Origin of the sequence: Vreelandella sp. F11 (genome assembly GCF_042466685.1) — a bacterium.
In the GTDB taxonomy this organism is placed as follows: domain Bacteria; phylum Pseudomonadota; class Gammaproteobacteria; order Pseudomonadales; family Halomonadaceae; genus Vreelandella.
In genome coordinates this window covers 3,040,789-3,057,350 of record NZ_CP170448.1, presented here as the reverse complement: position 1 = coordinate 3,057,350, position 16,562 = coordinate 3,040,789, and the positions used below count along the sequence as shown (strand labels likewise).

Here is a 16,562-nt window from a genome sequence, read left to right as displayed (position 1 = left end):
TTTAAGCTCTCTTTTTTTAAGGCCCTTTTACTGCATGCAGGAGAAATTCGCGGTTGCCATCCCCGCCGGTAATTGGGCTCTCCTGCCAGTGCTGAATGGCCAGACCGCATTCGTCGCAACTGCGACGAATGCTGGCTTCCACCTCTGAAAAGCGTTTAGCGTCGCGCACCACGCCGCGTTTATCTAGTGCGGCGGGCGTTAGTTCAAACTGTGGTTTGACCAGTGAAATTAGCTGACCGCCCGATGGCAGCAGGGCGCCAATTTCGGGCAGAATCAGGGTTTGCGATATAAACGACACATCCATAATGGCGCTGTCGATAGGGTAATCAGAAAGTACCTTGGCAAGTGTCTCGTCACTACTCATCGAGCGGGCATTTAACCCCTCCAGGCAGGTGACACGTGGGTCGTCACGCAGCTTCGCAGCAAGCTGCCCGTGGCCAACTTCGACGCCAATCACATGGCGGGCACCAAAAAGCAGCGCGCAGTCGCTGAAGCCACCGGTGGATTGGCCAATATCGAGCACGATGCGGTGATCAAAACGCAGCTCAAGCGCTGTGAGCACCGCTTCTAACTTCAACCCTGCCCGAGATACATAGCGCTCTTCGGGATCTTCATCTACTTCGAACCGTGTATCTTCGGGCCATTTTTCAGACGCTTTGGTTAACGACTTGCCACTATCGGCAAGCCGTATTCGCCCATGACGAATAAGCCTTTGGGCGCGGGTACGCGAGTTGGCCAGCCCTTGGCTGACCAACAGTTGATCGAGACGCATCATAGTGGTTGATAAGATCGTGGTGGAAAATATTGTGGTTGAAAGTGTCGCTCAGCGTACCGGTTACCCTTCGTCTGAGGGCGTATTGGGTAGTGGTGAATGGGGTAGGGTTGAACTAGAGCCCTGATCCGCTTGCAGTTCAGTCGGTGGTAAGCGCGAAGCGCCCCAGCTCCGGTGCAGGAAGTGCTTAACATTTTCCACCTCTTCACTAGTGACATCGGCTACGTCAACGCGCTCAAGAGGATCGTAGTGATAAATATACAGCCGCGATGCAAAGCGATCGAAAGGCAGCGAGGCTTCGCCAAAGCGCTCACCGTTGCCTGATGTACTCACAATGACACCATCACCCCAATCCTGCCCGCTATCATTATTGGGATTATAGAAATAAATTCGCATAATCTCGGACGGGTCGATGGACGCCCGCAAAATGGTGATCGCATGCCAGCCGATAAAGCGCGCGGCACTATCGGTGACCGCAATGCCTGCTGGCTGAGGATGGATCAGCGGCTGGTTGCCATTGTAATAGGGATGATAGTAGGCGAAAAAGTGGCGTATGAAGTCATCGACATCGCTTAGCTGGCCGGTGGCGACATCGACATTGATGCGAAAGCCCCGTCCAGACCACCACCCATGAAATTCAGGGTTTACCCAGCGGTGTGGGTCACCTTCACGGCCAATGCAGCGTCGGCCCATTTCCGCATAAATGCGATCCAGGTGGGGGACAACAATTAGCGAAACCGGATCGAGATCGATGGGCAACTGGGTCGCTACACCAGAGAGGCTTGCCATCGATGAAATGGCTTGCCCCTCAAAATGCATAATGATTTCGTCATCCCGGGCTGCCCATGCCACCATTTGCAGCAGATAATCTGGGTCGTTATATGCCCACATAGAGAGCGCTCGGGCTGACTGGCAGGTAGGGTTGTTACCCTGGCCAACGCCTAGCGGCAGTCCCAGCATGCAGAGTACGCCTTCAATCAAGCGTGCCCGGGGGGAAACAGTATCGCCATAGGCGAGGGTAAGCCGCGACTGCGCCCACTCGGATAGCGGCAGGTTCAGTTGACGCCACATGGCGGGGGCCACTGGCGGCTGATAGAGAATGCCGCGCTCGAGCATCAGCGCCAGCCCGTAAACCGCTTGTGCGGTAGCTGGATAAACACCACCTCGAATAAGTGCTTGCACCAGCTCGCGATAGCAGAGTAGGCAGTCACGGCCGGTGGCTGAAAGGCCCAGTGCTTCAGAGAGTAAGTGGTCACCCTCTTCGAGTAGGTGACGCAGCAGCACGGCGTGATACGGTGAGACCAAGCCAGTATCGTGCATCGCCCGGGCGAAACCGGTGGATTCGGCTTGCAGGGCAGCCTGATCCATATGCTCTAGCCGGTCGCGATAAACATCGACGCCAGGATCTTCGCGGCATGCCTGAGTGGGACCGTAAAGCGAGCTGACAAGTCGATCAGCGCCTTGGCCACTAGCGCCAAGGTCAATCTCTGGATTAGCCTGACATAACGCAATTTGGGTGATCATCTGTTTGATCGAATCAACCTGGATAGGGCGCTGTTTTAAAATGCGCCAAATCTCATCAATCAGTCGATCAACGATATGTTCGTAACCAATTCGCTCGGCTAAATGCTGGAAAAGCTGGCGTGGGATGGTTGCCAGACGCCCTTGGGTTTCCCTCTCCGCCTCGCTGGGCGGCAAGAAAAGCAGCCACAAATTAATCGCCATTACCTGAGTGAGGTAGTGATGCGAGTGTTCTGCAGAAACCAGCGGGTGCTCAAAATTGCCTTTAGCTACTGCAAGAAGCCTAAGCTCGCTTAATGCCTCAATGACGACGACATTGGCGTCCGCGCTCTTCAGTGAGAAAGTCGTTAAGGTGGGTACCAAGTATTGGGGAGTTTCCCAATCAGACCCCCAAAAAACACCGGCATCCTCAAACGCTTGGGCGCGAAGCTCCAGTGCTTCACATCCCCCCTCCTGAAGCAAAACTCGCCGCGCAGTGTCCATCACGCGCGGCAATTTGGCGGGTTTTGAGAAGGCAGGCGCCTGGTTCAGTAAGCGCACCGCCTCGTCAAATTGGCTCAACAATCCATCGAGCTTGCTATCGTCTTGAGAAGACGTCGCTTGATCAGTCTCCACGGTGACTCCTTATCCCAGCATCAGCGGGGATTATACATAGAAGTCGAGGTCTTCTTGGCGTTTTAACAGATCGCGAATAGTATGCGCATCTTTGCCTTTAAAGTAGACCAGACCCCAATGGGTACCAAACGCGGTGCGTTTAGTAACGGTTTCTTCTACAGGTGAGGTTAGCTCATGAGACTCAAAGTAGGGGTGATCTTCAGTCTCTTCGGGAATTTCCAAGCGGCTGACCACACGACGGCGTGGGTAAACGCCAAAGCAACCGGCAAAGCCATCGGCATCGACCACTTCTTTCGGGAAGAAGTTAGCCACTTCCTCATTTGTGGCCTTCGGGTCGAACACCAGCATGGATGCTTGATAAGCATTGAAGCCGTAAACACGCTCCAGCAGTTCGAATACTTTGAAACCGGGCGGACGGTAGGCCACTTCGCCAAAGTACATCTCGCCATCGCTGGTGACAAAGTATTCTGGGTGGATCAAACCAAACTCAATGTCGAACGCTTTAATCAGCTTCTCGATTTGTTGGGTGATCTGCTCGCGGTAAATCTCAAGCTCAGGCGACGCGGGCACAAACACTGAGTAACCCAGCGTGACGTATTCAGAGATGTTCAAGAAGGCGATTTTGCCATCGTGAATCCACGCTTCCACGGCAAATTCCCAGCCATCCAGGTGCGATTCCATCAACACGGGGAACTCTTCATCGGGAATGGTATCGACTTCATCGGGCGTACGAATAACCCGGTGACCAAGACAGCCGGCTTTATCAAATGCTTTAAGGTGAATCGGATCGTTGGGGTCGCCGTCCAGCTTTAGCAGTGTCTGGTTAACGCGTTTAAGAAAGCGCACCACATCCTGTTTGTCGTGAGCCTCTTCAAAAATACCCACGCGTATGCCACCTAATTGGGCGCGACGCTTCATCAACGCTTTGTCGCGCAACAGCAGCGACTGACCATAAAGACGAGGGTTATCCAGGAGTACAGAGTTAATGGCACCTGCCCACTCAACGGTCTCTTCATAAAGCGGAATGGCAACATCGACGCCTTTTTCTTTGAGCGTCTCGGCAATTTCCATCGAGCGATCATTGAGTCGCTCGAAATTCCAAGGTACGTAAGGAATATCGTGTTTTTGGCAATACTCTTCCGCCCAGTCAGGTGCAACGACAATGTAGCGACGGTCAAAATTCTCGGCCGCTTCAATCGCATTGAGACTCCAGCCTAATAGAGCGATATAGCCCTTATTGGGATCCTTCTGCATGTTGATGACTCCTACTTGGTGAACGAACATAATTGCCAAATCACGCTCACCACCATACACGAGGGGGGCATGCGCGGCTAATGAGCCCACTATACGTCGCATTACCGCTAAGCTTACTAAGGTATCAGCGTAAAGGCGTGGCGGCGGGAATATGGTAAGCTTGGCGGTTCAACTCAATGTACGAATGGCAAGAGGATTAGGCCAAGATGGCGGCCAAGCCGATCTACCGTGTGGTGGTTCACCAACAGGGTGAAATTTGGGATTTATACGTCCGAGAGATCTTTCAAAGCGAACTCTGGGGCTTTATTGAAGTCGAGGAGTTTGTCTTTGACGATGCTTCACGGGTAGTGGTTGACCCTGCGACTGAAAAATTGCAACGAACCTTCGATGGCGTCAAGCGTAGCTATCTGCCATTAAATGCTATTGTGCGCATTGATGAAGTAGAGCGCGAGGGGCCATTGAAGGCGGTCAAAACCGATGCCCGGGTAGCGGAGTTCCCCCGTCCCTTTCCGTTGCCTCCGCGCGGCGAAGGGTAAGCGTATGAGACAAGCGCACCGCTAAGTTAAGCGATAAGCGCTGTTGGCTTCGTCCGCCTTGCAGCGTTTTTAATCAGGACATGATGTCATGCTAGTAAATAGAACTCGTTATCGAAATTACGCCGCTGCGGCTGGTCTTTTACTCACTGTTACCAGCTTCGATGCCACTGCCCAGTCTGCTAATCAGGCATGGGTGACCGATGAGCTGAGCACCTATGTGCGCAGCGGCCCCACCGATGGTTATCGGATCATTGGTACGCTCAACGCAGGTGAGCAGGTGGAGGTCTTGGAAACCAGCGGTGATTACACCCGTGTGCGTAACAATGATGGTAATGCGGTGTGGGTGTTGAGCAGTGAGCTTCAGCAAACGCCTAGCGCGGTTGAGCAGCTACCTGCGTTAGAAGCCCAGGTAGAGGAGCTAACTGCTGAGCTTGAGGGCATCAATGACACCTGGGAACAGCGTACTTCTTCAATGACGGAAACGCTTGAGGTTCGCGAGCGTCGCATTGCCGAGCTTGAAGCCAGCAACCAAGAGCTGGATGCGCAAGCAGAGCAGTCCCGTCGGCAAGTGAGGGCGCTTCAGGCGCGCCTGGAGACCCAGGAAGAAGACCTGCTGATGCGCTACTTCATGTACGGCGGTGGTGTGGCTGGCGCGGGCTTATTGGTAGGGCTGATTGTGCCTCACCTACCGCGTCGGCGTAAAAAGCGTGACCGTTGGTTCTAACGGCGCGGTAAGCCCCTAATACGGATAGTGCAATTGAGTACAAGGTAGCCAAATAATGAGCGACGAATGGCGCAAGCGCTGGCAAGAAGGGCGTATAGGCTTTCACTTGCAGCAGGCGCACCCGGCACTGCTGCGCCATTGGGAGTCGCTCGGTGTTGCTAACCGCACCAAAGTGCTGGTGCCGCTGTGCGGAAAAAGCCTTGATATGCGGTGGCTGGCGGATGAAGGGCATCCTGTGTTGGGTATTGAGTTTGCTCCCGAGGCCATTGAGCAGTTTTTGGCTCAGCGCAGCACATCGGTTTCGCGCTATCGCCAGGCAGGGTTTACGGTTTCACGCCAAGGCAGCGTGGAGTTATGGTGTGGGGACTTTTTCCATCTGCATATCCAGCAGGCGGCCGAGATTGGGGCGTTTTATGATCGCGCCTCGCTGATAGCGCTGCCGCCAGCCACTCGTCAGCGCTATGCATTTCACTTGGCACAATTGGTACCGCCCGGTGCTAAGGGGCTGCTGATTAGTTTATCGCACCCCGATGGTCATGCTGGACCGCCTTATAGCGTTCCCGCTACCGAGATTGAAAGCCTGTTCACCCCTAACTTCACACTGACGTTTCTGGAAGAGGGCAGCCCTGATGAGCGTGGCCGTACGGAGAGCGTATGGGCACTGGAACGACGCGGGCCGCGACTCTAAAAGAAAAGAGGCGCAGCCCGTGTCTGAAGTGTTGCTGTCGTGGGAGTCTTAGCGTGCGAGTAAACGGCCCAGCTCTGGGTCGCTAAAGGCACGGTTCAAACCATCGCTAACTAGGTCGCTGAGCATACGTGTGTTGCTATCAGCGTCCGGTTTAAGGGCATAACCCTGGGTACGGCGCGATGTATAGGTGCCGGTATAGGTGGTGCCCTTATTTTGAGCAATAGCGCGGAAAACGCCTTCAAGACGCGCTTCATCGACCAGTGGCTGGCCGCTGTCGCCGCGGGCATAGTTGAGGCTGGCAAGCTCCAGCGTTAAGCTCGGTCGGCCTTCGGCCTGCTCCATGGTGGGGCTAAAACCCATGTCCCGCACGGCGCGTTCGGCCTCTTCCTGCAAACGCGGAATCAACTCGTGGCTGCTCACGGTAATATGCGCCGTCGACATGCCGCCGCCTGCTCGGTTGCCAATAATATCGCTCTCGCGGCCATCCTGGGCAATCACCGTGACCTGCTGGCCCGAGCCTACCTGGGGCACCTCCGCGCTGCGCTGTGGGCTGAGCTGTAAATATTGAGGGCTGGCGCAACCGGCAAGCCACGCGCTGGCAAGCAGCACACCTGAAATCCGTAAAAAGTGACGCCGAAGCATGGTCATCCTCCGCTATGGCTAAAACGCCAGTATAACGCGGGTAGCGCATTGGGGGTATGTTCTGGCGATGTGGCTTTGCTCAGTCACCTCCCACACCTCACTGCATATTGCTTTTGCACACTGCTGTGACTGCGAAAGAAGAGACGCAATCTAGTGCGCTAGGCTGCTTTTTTCGAATCGGGCCCCACGATTAACCAAACGGAAAGTAAAACGATCAAAGAGCCAAGCAAGAATCCGCTGGATAGCGTTTCATCAAGAATTAAAAAGCCCCATAGTACAGCGAAGGGCGGCACCAAGAATGTAACGGTGAGCGACCGTAACGGCCCAATGTCAGCGATCAATCTAAAATAAAGGATATAAGCGAGGGAGGTGCATAAAAAGCCGACTGCGAGCAGGCTGACCCACACATCACCTTGAAGCCAATCAATGCTGGGGCCAGATGAGATGTTCCAAAGTAAAAAGGGGCTGAGAAAAGCGGTAGCACCTATTTGACTGCCGAACGCAACCAACGTTGAATCCAGGCCACCCTGTTGAGTTATCCATTTTCGGGTAAGAAAGCCAGCAAAGCCGTAACCAATAGTGGCTATGATACAGGCCGCAACGCCGATATAGATGTTGCCAACAATATTTGAATCACCCACGGTGGTAATAACCGTAATGCCGATAATACCTAGCGTTACGCCCAGCCATTTTTTTATAGTTAAACGCTCGCTAAAGATAAAAAAACCGATCATGGCCCCTGTTAAAGGGGTCGTGGCATTTAGAATCGCTGAATAGCCAGCAGGTAGTAATGTTGCAGCTATGCTGTACATCAGGAAGGGAATACCTGAGTTGATGGCACCCAAAATCAAAATCTTGCCTAACTTGCCTCTGAATGCCAGGCTTTTACGTATGAATGCGATGATAATAGCCAAGCCAATAAGGCCAAAAAAGACTCTAAAAAAAGCTGTGTTGATCGGGCCTATCGCCGGTGAGGCGATTCTCATAAAAAGAAAGCTTGCTCCCCAGATAGCGGCTAGCGCCAGTAGACGCAGATAGTCTATTGCTCTCATTTTATGACCCTTTTCAATGTTTTCTCTTAGCCGGCAGGTATCAGCCAAGCCCTGGAGGTTTACCCCTGGCGCTCAGTATTGCCCCCCTATTAGTGGGAGAAAAACCCGTTTCTTGCTGTCTTTGTAGTGAGTATAAAATAGGCATTGCCATGACATATACGGATCTGTTTGAAAATGATGATATGAAGCTGATTAATTTGCTTCCACAGGATGGCGAGGCCTACTACCACGGCAAAATCGTGGATACCGCCACTGCCGATATGTATTTAGCAAAGTGCCTAAGCGAGCTAAGTTGGGAGCATGATCGCGCCTTTATTTATGGCAAAGAGATTGTGACTAAACGCAAGATAGCCTGGTATGCAGATCAGCCGGTTTCCTATACTTACTCTGGGTATACAAAAATGGCATTAGTGTGGCCGAACTTTCTGCGCGAGATTAAACAGCGGGTGGAGAGAGAGTGTGGAGAGGTATTTAATTCGTGCCTGTGTAATGTCTATAGCACAGGGGAGGAGGGGATGAGCTGGCACAGCGATGCCGAAAAAGACCTTATCGAGAATGGCGTCATCGGAGCGTTGAGTTTAGGCGGGGAGAGGAAGTTTTCTTTTAAACATCGACAGACAGGGGAGAGGAAGTTTTCTTTTAAACATCGACAGACAGGGGAGAGTGTTTCGCTTGTTTTGGCCCACGGCAGCCTGTTGATTATGAAAGGTGCCACGCAGAAAAATTGGTTACATAGCCTGCCCAAAACCAAGCGAGATATTGAGCCACGGGTGAGTCTAACGTTTAGGCAAATGCGCTTTTGAGATCATCTTATGAAACGCTGGCACTAGCGGCCCCACTTGAGGCCGCCAGTGCTTCTATAGCTATAGCGTTATGCCACGCGGCTTTGCTCTGTCGCTTTCGATTCAGCTTTGGGGAAACGCCGCCAGTGACGAGGGTGGGCGAATAAGCGTTGCCCACGGCGCAGCGCCAAGTGCTCAAAGTCAGTATGGCGCACGGTAGCAAGCCAGGGCTGGGCGAGCCAATCAGCCTCTAGTTCCACACGCACCTCGGCGCCCACCGGCGATATTGCGGTGATGGTGACCGGCAAATGGCTCTCAGAGGTGGGTTGCTCGGTTAGCCGCACCTCATGAGGGCGCAGCAGCAGCTCTTCATGGCCATCGGGTAGATCTACGTGCCAATAGGCGTCGCCACAGGTGAGTACGCCGTTGGCCACTTTGCCTTCGAGATGGTTCACATCGCCTAAAAACTCAAACACAAAGCGGTTTTTGGGCTCCCGGTAGAGCTCATCGGGGGTGTCAATTTGCTCAATGCGGCCATTGCTCATCACCACCACACGGTCGGAAAGCTCCAGCGCTTCCTCCTGGTCGTGAGTGACAAAGACGCTGGTGAAATTGAACTCGTCATGTAGGTGGCGTAGCCAACGGCGTAACTCTTGGCGCACTTTGGCGTCCAGAGCGCCAAACGGCTCGTCCAACAGCAGTACTTCCGGCTCTACGGCTAGGGCGCGAGCCAGCGACACCCGCTGCTGTTGACCACCCGAAAGCTGGGCAGGATAGCGGTTGGCAAGGTGCTCTAACTTGACCATTTCCAACAGCCGAAACACCCGTGCACGAATTTCACCGCTGCTAGGGCGACGCTTGCGGGATAGCACGGTCAACCCAAAAGCCACGTTGTCGTAAACGCTCATATGACGGAAAAGGGCGTAGTGCTGAAACACGAAGCCGATACGCCGGTCGCGGACATGCACGTTGGTGACATCGCGGTCGCCAAACAGAATCTTGCCCGGCTGGTTAGAGCGGTCAGCATTTTCCAAACCGGCGATAATCCGCAGCAGAGTGGTCTTGCCCGACCCCGAGGGGCCGAGTAGACCTACCAGCTCGCCCTCGTGAATATCCAGGTTGATCGGCTCTAGCGCCTGTGTATTGCCGAAGTGCTTAGCGATGTTATATAAATGAATGCTCATGCAAATGCCTCCCGGCGCGCTGCGCGCCACTCCAGCCCGGCCTTGGCGGCGAGCGTCAGTAGGGCAATCAATGCGAGTAGGGCCGCGCAGGCAAAGGCCCCCACGGCGTTATAATCCTGATAAAGCTGTTCAAGGTGCAGTGGTAGCGTATTGGTCTTGCCGCGAATAGCGCCGGAGACCACTGAGACCGCACCAAACTCCCCCACCGCACGGGCGTTGGTAAGAATCACACCATAAAGCAGTGCCCAGCGAATGTTGGGCAGAGTGACCCGGCGAAACGTTGTCCAACCCGATGCGCCAAGCGTTACGGCCGCTTCTTCTTCGCGGGAGCCTTGGGCCTGCATCAACGGAATCAGCTCACGTGCCACAAAAGGACAGGTAACAAAAATAGTCACCATCAGAATTCCCGGCCAAGAAAACATCAACTGAATATCATGACCGTCCAGCCAAGAGCCGATCCAGCCATTGCGACCATATAGCAGCAAATAGATCAGACCGGCCACCACGGGGGAAACCGCAAAGGGAATATCGATCAAGGTTTGCAGAATACGCCGCCCAGGAAAACTGAAACGTGTGACCAGCCACGCCAGGGCAACGCCAAATATCAGGCACACCGGTATGGTCAACAGCGCAATCACCAGCGTTAAACCAATGGCGTGCAGGGTGAATGTGTTACTGACGTTTGACCAGAACACCATGACGCCCTGGGAGAATGCTTGAGCAAAAATGGCCACCAGTGGCAACAGCAAAAACAGCGCTGATAATACCAATGCGGTAGCTATTAGTAGACGCCGTATGAGTGGCGCATCACCAATTCGGCGCATTACCCTTTACCTCCGTGTAGGCGGCGTACGAAGCGACCCTGCCAAACATTGATCGCCAGCAGTAGTGCCAGGGATACAAACAGCACCACTGAGGCAATGGCCGATGCCCCTGCATAGTCATACTCTTGCAGTTTGACGAAAATCATCAGTGCGGTGATCTCGGTTTCATAAGGCATGTTGCCAGCGATAAAGATAATCGCCCCGAACTCACCCAATGAGCGAACAAACGCTAAGCCCGTGCCGGTAACCAGAGCTGGCCAAATGTGCGGCAGGATCACCCGTCGAAAGGCCACTCCGTCGGTCGCGCCCAGCGACATGGCTGCTTCATCGACTTCAGCGGGAAGGTCTTCCAGCACCGGCTGCACCGTGCGCACTACAAAAGGGATGCTGGTAAACGCCATAGCTAGCGCAATACCTACCCAGGTGTAGGCGACCTGAAAGCCCAGTGGTTCCAGCAACCCACCCATCCAGCCGCTGCCGGCATAAAGGGTTGCCAGCGTGATGCCAGCCACCGCAGTTGGTAATGCAAAGGGGAGATCCATCAGTGCATCTAGCAGACGCTTACCGGGGAACTCGTAGCGCACCAGCACCCATGCCAGTAATAAACCAAATATGGCGTTGACGATCGCTGCTACGGCCGCTGCGCCAATGGTGACCATGTAGCTGGCGACGACTCGCCCTTCGGTGATGATCGCCCAATATTCGGCGAAGCTAAGCTCGGCTAACTGGCCAAACAGGCCGGTAATCGGCAAGAGCAGCACCAGCGAGATGAACAGCACGCTGATACCCATAGAAAGGCCAAAACCCGGCAGCACACGGGTGCTGCCGGTTCGCCAAGTGGCAAGTTGACTCATAGTTCAGGCTGGCTCATAAGTGATTATTAGCGACGCTGTAACTGGTCGAGAAGGGCGCCACCCTCAAAGTGGGTCTCCATGGCCTCGTCCCAGCTGCCAAATACTTCGTCAACTTCGAGCAGTTCGGTTTCCGGGAACTGGTCGGCAAACTCCTCAACCACCGCTTCGTTATGCACGCGGTAATTAAAGCCTGCAAGCAGACGCTGAGTCTCTTCGGTATAAAGATACTCAAGGTAGCTCTGGGCCAGGTCGCTGTTGCCGTTGCGCTCTGCGTTTTCGCCCACAACGGCAACCGGGAACTCGGCCAGTATGCTCACCGGCGGCACGATCACTTCGTAATCGTCGCTGCCGTATTCGCTGCGAATATTGTTGACTTCCGACTCGAAGCTAATCAGCACATCGCCAATTTCACGTTCGATAAAGCTGGTGGTCGCCCCACGGCCGCCGGTATCAAATACCGCTACGTTGGCCAAGAAGGTGCGCATGAAGTCCTCAATTTGCTCCTCATCACCATCGAATTCGTTTTCGGCAAAGCCCCAAGCCGCTAAGTAGGTATAGCGACCATTACCTGAGGTTTTAGGGTTCGGGAAAACCACTTCTACATCCTCTTTAACCAGATCGTCCCAGCTTTCGATGCCTTTAGGGTTGCCTTTACGCACTAAGAAGGCAGTGGTGGAGTAGTAGGGGGATGCGTTGTTATCAAAGGCATCCTGCCAATCTTCTGCAACCAGACCGGCGTCAGCCAGCACCTGCACGTCGGTCACCTGATTAAAGGTCACCACATCGGCTCGCAGGCCTTGAAGAATGGCACGGGCCTGGGCGGAAGAGCCGCCATGAGACTGGCTAATTTCAATCTCCTCGCCGTGCTCTTCCTGCCACCACGCCTGAAACTCGGGATTGATCGCTGCAAATAACTCCCGCGCGATATCGTAGGAAGAGTTGAGCAGTTCCCGCTCCTGGGCAGCGGCGGTACCACTAACTGTAACGCCTAGTGCAATGGCAACCAGGCTGCGGCGGAAAATGGTGGGCAGTGCCATAGAGAAACTCCTTCAAACAGTAAGCGCAACGTATCGCTAAATAGTAGTGTCACAATAGCTGCAAGGTTAAATCTATCAATCTGGAATTACAATCATGTTTTATATTCTATTTAAGAATATAACTGTGCGCAGATGTCCAATGCAAAGCCGTATAGGAGATGGGGCTTAGTAGGTGGCTCTGGTAACATAGCTGGCTTATTCCCCTGTTAATTTAGGAACGTGCTATGACCGCTGCGCAGGACTTTTTGATTGCCCCCTCTATTCTTTCCGCTAACTTTGCGCGGCTTGGCGAGGAAGTAGATAACGTGCTGGCGGCTGGCGCGGATGTGGTGCACTTCGATGTCATGGACAATCACTATGTGCCCAACCTCACCATTGGCCCCATGGTGTGCAAAGCGCTGCGCCAGCATGGAGTGACTGCGCCCATTGATGTGCATCTAATGGTCAAACCGGTGGATCGCATGATCAGTGACTTTATTGAGGCGGGCGCCAGCTACATTACCTTTCATCCGGAAGCGTCTGACCACGTCGATCGCTCGCTGCAGTTGATCCGAGATGGTGGCTGTAAAGCCGGTCTGGTATTTAATCCCGCAACGCCCCTCTCCCATCTCGACTATGTGATGGATAAAGTCGATATGGTGCTGTTGATGAGCGTTAACCCAGGCTTTGGCGGCCAGTCGTTTATCCCCGGCACACTTAACAAACTACGCGAGGCGCGGGCGCGTATTGACGCCTCAGGGCGCCCGATCCGTCTGGAGATTGACGGAGGGGTGAAAGTGGATAACATCGGCGAAATCGCCGCCGCGGGCGCTGATACCTTTGTGGCTGGTTCGGCGATCTTTAGTGCCCACCAGGCCAGCGACCCACACGGCTATGACACGGTAATCAAGCAGATGCGGGATGCGCTGGCCAAGTAAACGTCAGTGCTGTTTAGTGAAGTTTCATGCGCGGCTTTAAGTAACGGTTAAGTTTATCGACCAACCACGCTAGCCCCGTCTTCGGCGCCCCATGAATAGAGAGCTGGTGCATGCGATAGAGCGAAGCATAGGCCTGGCGGGCCAGCCAGCCCTCTAAAAACAGCCCTTTGGAGGCGGAGCTGCGCATTAAATTGCCCACTGCATCGTAGCGGGCCAGCGACACCAGCGAGCCGTGATCGCGGTAGCGAAAATCGGCGAGCGGTTTGCCTTCCAGTTGATTAACGATATTTTTGGCGAGCAGTTTTGCCTGCTGATGAGCCGCCTGGGCGCGAGGCGGCACCGTGCCACTTTCTCCCATTGGGCAGCTGGCGCAATCACCTAAGGCAAAAATCTTCTCATCATCGACACTCTGCAGAGTACTGTTGACTTCAATTTGGTTTTTCTTATTCGTGGTGAGGCCTAGTTCAGCCAGAAAGGGTGGTGCTTTGATCCCTGCTGCCCAAACGTTGATGTCGGTCTTGATCACTTCATCGTCACCAGTGACCAACTGGTACTCTTGAGCCTCTTTCACGGCGGTATCGGTGTGAACCGTCACGCCCATCTCCTCAAGCTCTGTTTTGACCGTTTGACTGACCCGTTCCGAAAGCCCTGGCAGCAAACGCGGGGCTGCTTCTAGCAAGTGCACACTGATTTGTTGATTATCCAGTGCCGTCACGCCATAGGCATTGAGCATGCGCGAAGCATCAAACAATTCGGCCGCAAGTTCTACGCCTGTTGCTCCGCCGCCGACGATGCCAATGGTCAACTGCGTATGCTGTCGCAGGTTTGGGTCGGTGTAGCGGAGAAAGGTATTGATCATATCGCGCTGGAACGCCTTGGCTTGCTCGGGGGAATCAATAAAGTGGCAGTGTTCCGCCACGCCGGGCGTACCGAAATCGTTGGAAACACTGCCTATTGCCATGACCAGATAGTCATAGGCAAGCTCTCGGGCGGGTAGGACTTCGTATCCATCTTCGTCGTGGATAGGGGCTAATTGGAGCACCTGCTGCTCGCGATTGATGCCGGTGAGCGAGCCGCGCTGAAAGCGATAGAAGTGCGCCGATGAGTGCCCGCGAAGATCCACCTCGTCCATGCTGGAGTTCAGCACGCCGGTAGCCAGTTCGTGGAGCAGCGGTTTCCATACATGGGTGGTATTGCGATCCAGCAGCACAATTTCTGCGCGTTTTCGCTTACCTAAGGTGCGACCTAAACGTGTAGCGAGGGCTAAACCACCTGCGCCGGCGCCGACAATCACGATTCTGGGAGTGTGCATATCACTACCTCTTTAACTAAATTAGCCCCAGCATAGAAGGTTCTGGCGCTTCTTACTAATGCGCACCGTTGCTGGGAACAGGTAAGATGGTTGTCTAATGAAAATGGGGTAGAGAGCATTGCAAGTACATCCAATTCACTACGCAGAACGACACGCGGCGCTGCAAGGAAAACGGCTGATTGCCTTCGACCTGGACGGCACGCTGATCGATTCAGTGCCGGATCTTGCCGCCGCAGTGGCGCGCACCCTAAATGAGTTGGGATTGCCAGCGCCGAGTGAGGCGGAGGTGAGGGACTGGGTCGGCAATGGTGCGCCCGTATTGGTCGAAAGAGCCCTGACCTGGGCCCTAAGAGCGGCGCCCGAACCAGCGCTTTTGCAGCGCGGTTATGATGTGTTCATGGAGCACTACGGCGCCGCTCCCAATAGCCTGACAACGCTCTACCCAGGCGTCACGCAAGCACTGCAGGCGCTGCATCAGCAAGGACTGACGCTGGTGTTGATCACCAATAAGCCCGAACGCTTTATTGAGCCGTTGCTAAGTCACTTTGAGCTGCTGGACTACTTCACCCTCTGCATTGGTGGTGATTCGCTGCCCGAGAAGAAGCCCCACCCTTTGCCGCTGTTGCACGCTGCTCGACACTGCCAAGTGCCGCCAGAGGCGTGTGTGATGGTGGGCGACTCCCGTCATGATATAGCTGCTGGAAAGGCGGCGGGCTTTACGACGCTGGCGCTACCCTACGGCTACAATCATGGTGAGCCAATTGAAAGTAGCCACCCCGACTTGGTGCTCAGTTCGTTAACCGAGTTACTGACCGCTCCCCTGAAGACACCGGCAACTGATTAATACCTACAGACGGCCGACTACTCGGCCGTCGCGCCCCCTAGGGCGGTATGCATGACTTCTGCATTATGGTGCAGCATGGCCGAATAGTTGGCTGCCGGGCCGTCTGCACCGCTTAATGAGTCCACATACAGCGGGCCTGCGAGAGGAATTGATGCTTCTCGTGACAGGGCGTCCATATGAATACTGGGGGTGGTGCTTTCAAAAAACAGCGCCGGAGGGCGTGGGCGATTAGTAGTAAGATATTCGCTCATTTTGGCCATTGCCTTGGCGCTGCCCTGGGTTTCGTGATTAACGCCCCACACTCCTAGGGCTTCAAAGGCGTAGGCGCGGGCGAAATAGCCAAAACCTGCTTCACTGGTCACCAATGTGCGGTTTGTTTGGGGGATGCCTTCCAGGCGCTCTTTCACCGCTAGATTAAGGTTGTCCAACGCTTTGCGTGCCTCTTCAGCCCGGGTATAAAACGCTTCGGCCTGGTCGGGTAGGTGCTCTGCCAAGGTCTCGGCAATGACATCAATGTAGGCCGCTGCTCCCTCTGGATCCATCCACATATGCGGATCCAGCTCGCCTCTATGCTGCCCGGTCGTGATGATTAGCGGTGTATAGTCGGCTTCTCTAGCCACTTCCACTAACGTAAGGTTATCGTCAGACATCGCTTCGACGTGGCGTATCCAGGGTTCTAGCCCGAGCCCGTTATAAAACACGATATGGGTCTCTTCTAACGCCAGCACATTGGGTGGCGTTAACTCCCAGCGGTGAACATCTTCCCCCCGCGGTACAATGACATTAACGCTGACTGAGTCGCCTGCCACCCGTTTGACCAGCTCCTCCATGACTGAAAAGGAAGCAATAACGCGCAGCGTTGTATTGGCATACGCTGGCGCAGCGCTTATCAGCGCGACGAATAAGAGCGCACATACCCAGGTAACCCACTTTGACATCCTACGCTCCTAACTGGTTAAAAAGGCTATCTAAAAAGACGGCAGATAATAAAGACTGCGGTGGCT

17 protein-coding genes are annotated in these 16,562 nt (G+C 54.2%); 6 read left to right on the top strand and 11 right to left on the bottom strand.

What is annotated here, in order from left to right; all coding sequences use genetic code 11:
- Positions 1-16: 16 nt before the first annotated feature.
- Genes ACFIOZ_RS14015 through ACFIOZ_RS14005 form a run of 3 tightly spaced genes read right to left on the bottom strand, consistent with a single transcriptional unit; the run spans position 17 to position 4,162 of the window.
- Positions 17-775, bottom strand: a complete 759-nt coding sequence (locus tag ACFIOZ_RS14015) for a TlyA family RNA methyltransferase (RefSeq protein ID WP_386078812.1) — start codon at positions 773-775, stop codon at positions 17-19.
- A gap of 60 nt (positions 776-835) precedes the next feature.
- The gene (locus tag ACFIOZ_RS14010; protein WP_386078810.1) at positions 836-2,908 is read right to left on the bottom strand and encodes a hypothetical protein; all 2,073 of its coding nucleotides are present in this window, start codon (positions 2,906-2,908) and stop codon (positions 836-838) included.
- Between the two features lie 30 nt (positions 2,909-2,938).
- A complete protein-coding gene (locus tag ACFIOZ_RS14005) occupies positions 2,939-4,162 on the bottom strand; it encodes an ATP-grasp domain-containing protein (protein WP_386078808.1) in 1,224 nt (407 codons plus the stop codon).
- A 206-nt stretch (positions 4,163-4,368) separates the two neighbouring features.
- Here ACFIOZ_RS14005 and ACFIOZ_RS14000 point away from each other — a divergent pair, with 206 nt between their 5' ends.
- The 3 genes from ACFIOZ_RS14000 to ACFIOZ_RS13990 all read left to right on the top strand — a co-directional run bounded on the left by ACFIOZ_RS14000 (position 4,369) and on the right by ACFIOZ_RS13990 (position 6,110).
- Positions 4,369-4,698, top strand: a complete 330-nt coding sequence (locus ACFIOZ_RS14000) for a DUF1820 family protein (RefSeq protein WP_007113264.1) — start codon at positions 4,369-4,371, stop codon at positions 4,696-4,698.
- 88 nt (positions 4,699-4,786) lie between these two features.
- On the top strand, positions 4,787-5,422 hold the full coding sequence (locus ACFIOZ_RS13995) for a TIGR04211 family SH3 domain-containing protein (RefSeq protein ID WP_386078803.1): 636 nt from the start codon (positions 4,787-4,789) through the stop codon (positions 5,420-5,422).
- A gap of 55 nt (positions 5,423-5,477) precedes the next feature.
- Positions 5,478-6,110, top strand: a complete 633-nt coding sequence (locus tag ACFIOZ_RS13990; protein ID WP_386078800.1) for a thiopurine S-methyltransferase — start codon at positions 5,478-5,480, stop codon at positions 6,108-6,110.
- A gap of 48 nt (positions 6,111-6,158) precedes the next feature.
- Here ACFIOZ_RS13990 and ACFIOZ_RS13985 read toward each other — a convergent pair whose 3' ends face one another.
- Positions 6,159-6,752: a YajG family lipoprotein gene (locus ACFIOZ_RS13985; protein ID WP_386078797.1), complete on the bottom strand. Its 594-nt coding sequence runs from the start codon at positions 6,750-6,752 to the stop codon at positions 6,159-6,161.
- A gap of 158 nt (positions 6,753-6,910) precedes the next feature.
- Positions 6,911-7,852, bottom strand: a complete 942-nt coding sequence (locus ACFIOZ_RS13980; protein WP_386078795.1) for a DMT family transporter — start codon at positions 7,850-7,852, stop codon at positions 6,911-6,913.
- Positions 7,853-7,953: 101 nt separating this feature from the next.
- Between ACFIOZ_RS13980 and ACFIOZ_RS13975 the strand changes: the two genes are divergently transcribed.
- A complete protein-coding gene (locus ACFIOZ_RS13975) occupies positions 7,954-8,607 on the top strand; it encodes an alpha-ketoglutarate-dependent dioxygenase AlkB family protein (RefSeq protein WP_386078793.1) in 654 nt (217 codons plus the stop codon).
- Positions 8,608-8,675: 68 nt separating this feature from the next.
- Here ACFIOZ_RS13975 and ACFIOZ_RS13970 read toward each other — a convergent pair whose 3' ends face one another.
- The 4 genes from ACFIOZ_RS13970 to cysP are packed head-to-tail and all read right to left on the bottom strand — an operon-like array spanning position 8,676 to position 12,485.
- Positions 8,676-9,770, bottom strand: coding sequence for a sulfate/molybdate ABC transporter ATP-binding protein (locus ACFIOZ_RS13970; RefSeq protein WP_386078790.1), 1,095 nt, complete (start codon positions 9,768-9,770; stop codon positions 8,676-8,678).
- Complete coding sequence (gene cysW / locus ACFIOZ_RS13965) at positions 9,767-10,594, bottom strand: sulfate ABC transporter permease subunit CysW (RefSeq protein WP_386078788.1); 828 nt, start codon at positions 10,592-10,594, stop codon at positions 9,767-9,769. The genes ACFIOZ_RS13970 and cysW overlap by 4 nt, the downstream gene beginning before the upstream one ends.
- Entirely contained in the window at positions 10,594-11,448 is an 855-nt protein-coding gene (gene cysT / locus ACFIOZ_RS13960) for a sulfate ABC transporter permease subunit CysT (protein WP_386078786.1), read from the bottom strand. Before cysT ends, cysW begins: the two co-directional genes overlap by 1 nt.
- Positions 11,449-11,474: 26 nt before the next feature.
- A complete protein-coding gene (gene cysP, locus ACFIOZ_RS13955; protein ID WP_386078783.1) occupies positions 11,475-12,485 on the bottom strand; it encodes a thiosulfate ABC transporter substrate-binding protein CysP in 1,011 nt (336 codons plus the stop codon).
- A 224-nt stretch (positions 12,486-12,709) separates the two neighbouring features.
- Here cysP and rpe point away from each other — a divergent pair, with 224 nt between their 5' ends.
- On the top strand, positions 12,710-13,402 hold the full coding sequence (gene rpe / locus ACFIOZ_RS13950) for a ribulose-phosphate 3-epimerase (RefSeq protein WP_386078780.1): 693 nt from the start codon (positions 12,710-12,712) through the stop codon (positions 13,400-13,402).
- Between the two features lie 13 nt (positions 13,403-13,415).
- On the opposite strand, the gene ACFIOZ_RS13945 is transcribed toward rpe, so the two are convergent.
- Complete coding sequence (locus ACFIOZ_RS13945; protein WP_386078778.1) at positions 13,416-14,714, bottom strand: NAD(P)/FAD-dependent oxidoreductase; 1,299 nt, start codon at positions 14,712-14,714, stop codon at positions 13,416-13,418.
- A 118-nt stretch (positions 14,715-14,832) separates the two neighbouring features.
- Here ACFIOZ_RS13945 and ACFIOZ_RS13940 point away from each other — a divergent pair, with 118 nt between their 5' ends.
- Entirely contained in the window at positions 14,833-15,558 is a 726-nt protein-coding gene (locus ACFIOZ_RS13940) for a phosphoglycolate phosphatase (protein WP_386078775.1), read from the top strand.
- 17 nt (positions 15,559-15,575) lie between these two features.
- Here the strand turns inward: ACFIOZ_RS13940 and ACFIOZ_RS13935 are convergent, their stop codons facing one another.
- Positions 15,576-16,496, bottom strand: coding sequence for a metal ABC transporter substrate-binding protein (locus ACFIOZ_RS13935; protein ID WP_386078772.1), 921 nt, complete (start codon positions 16,494-16,496; stop codon positions 15,576-15,578).
- Between the last annotated feature and the right edge of the window lie 66 nt (positions 16,497-16,562).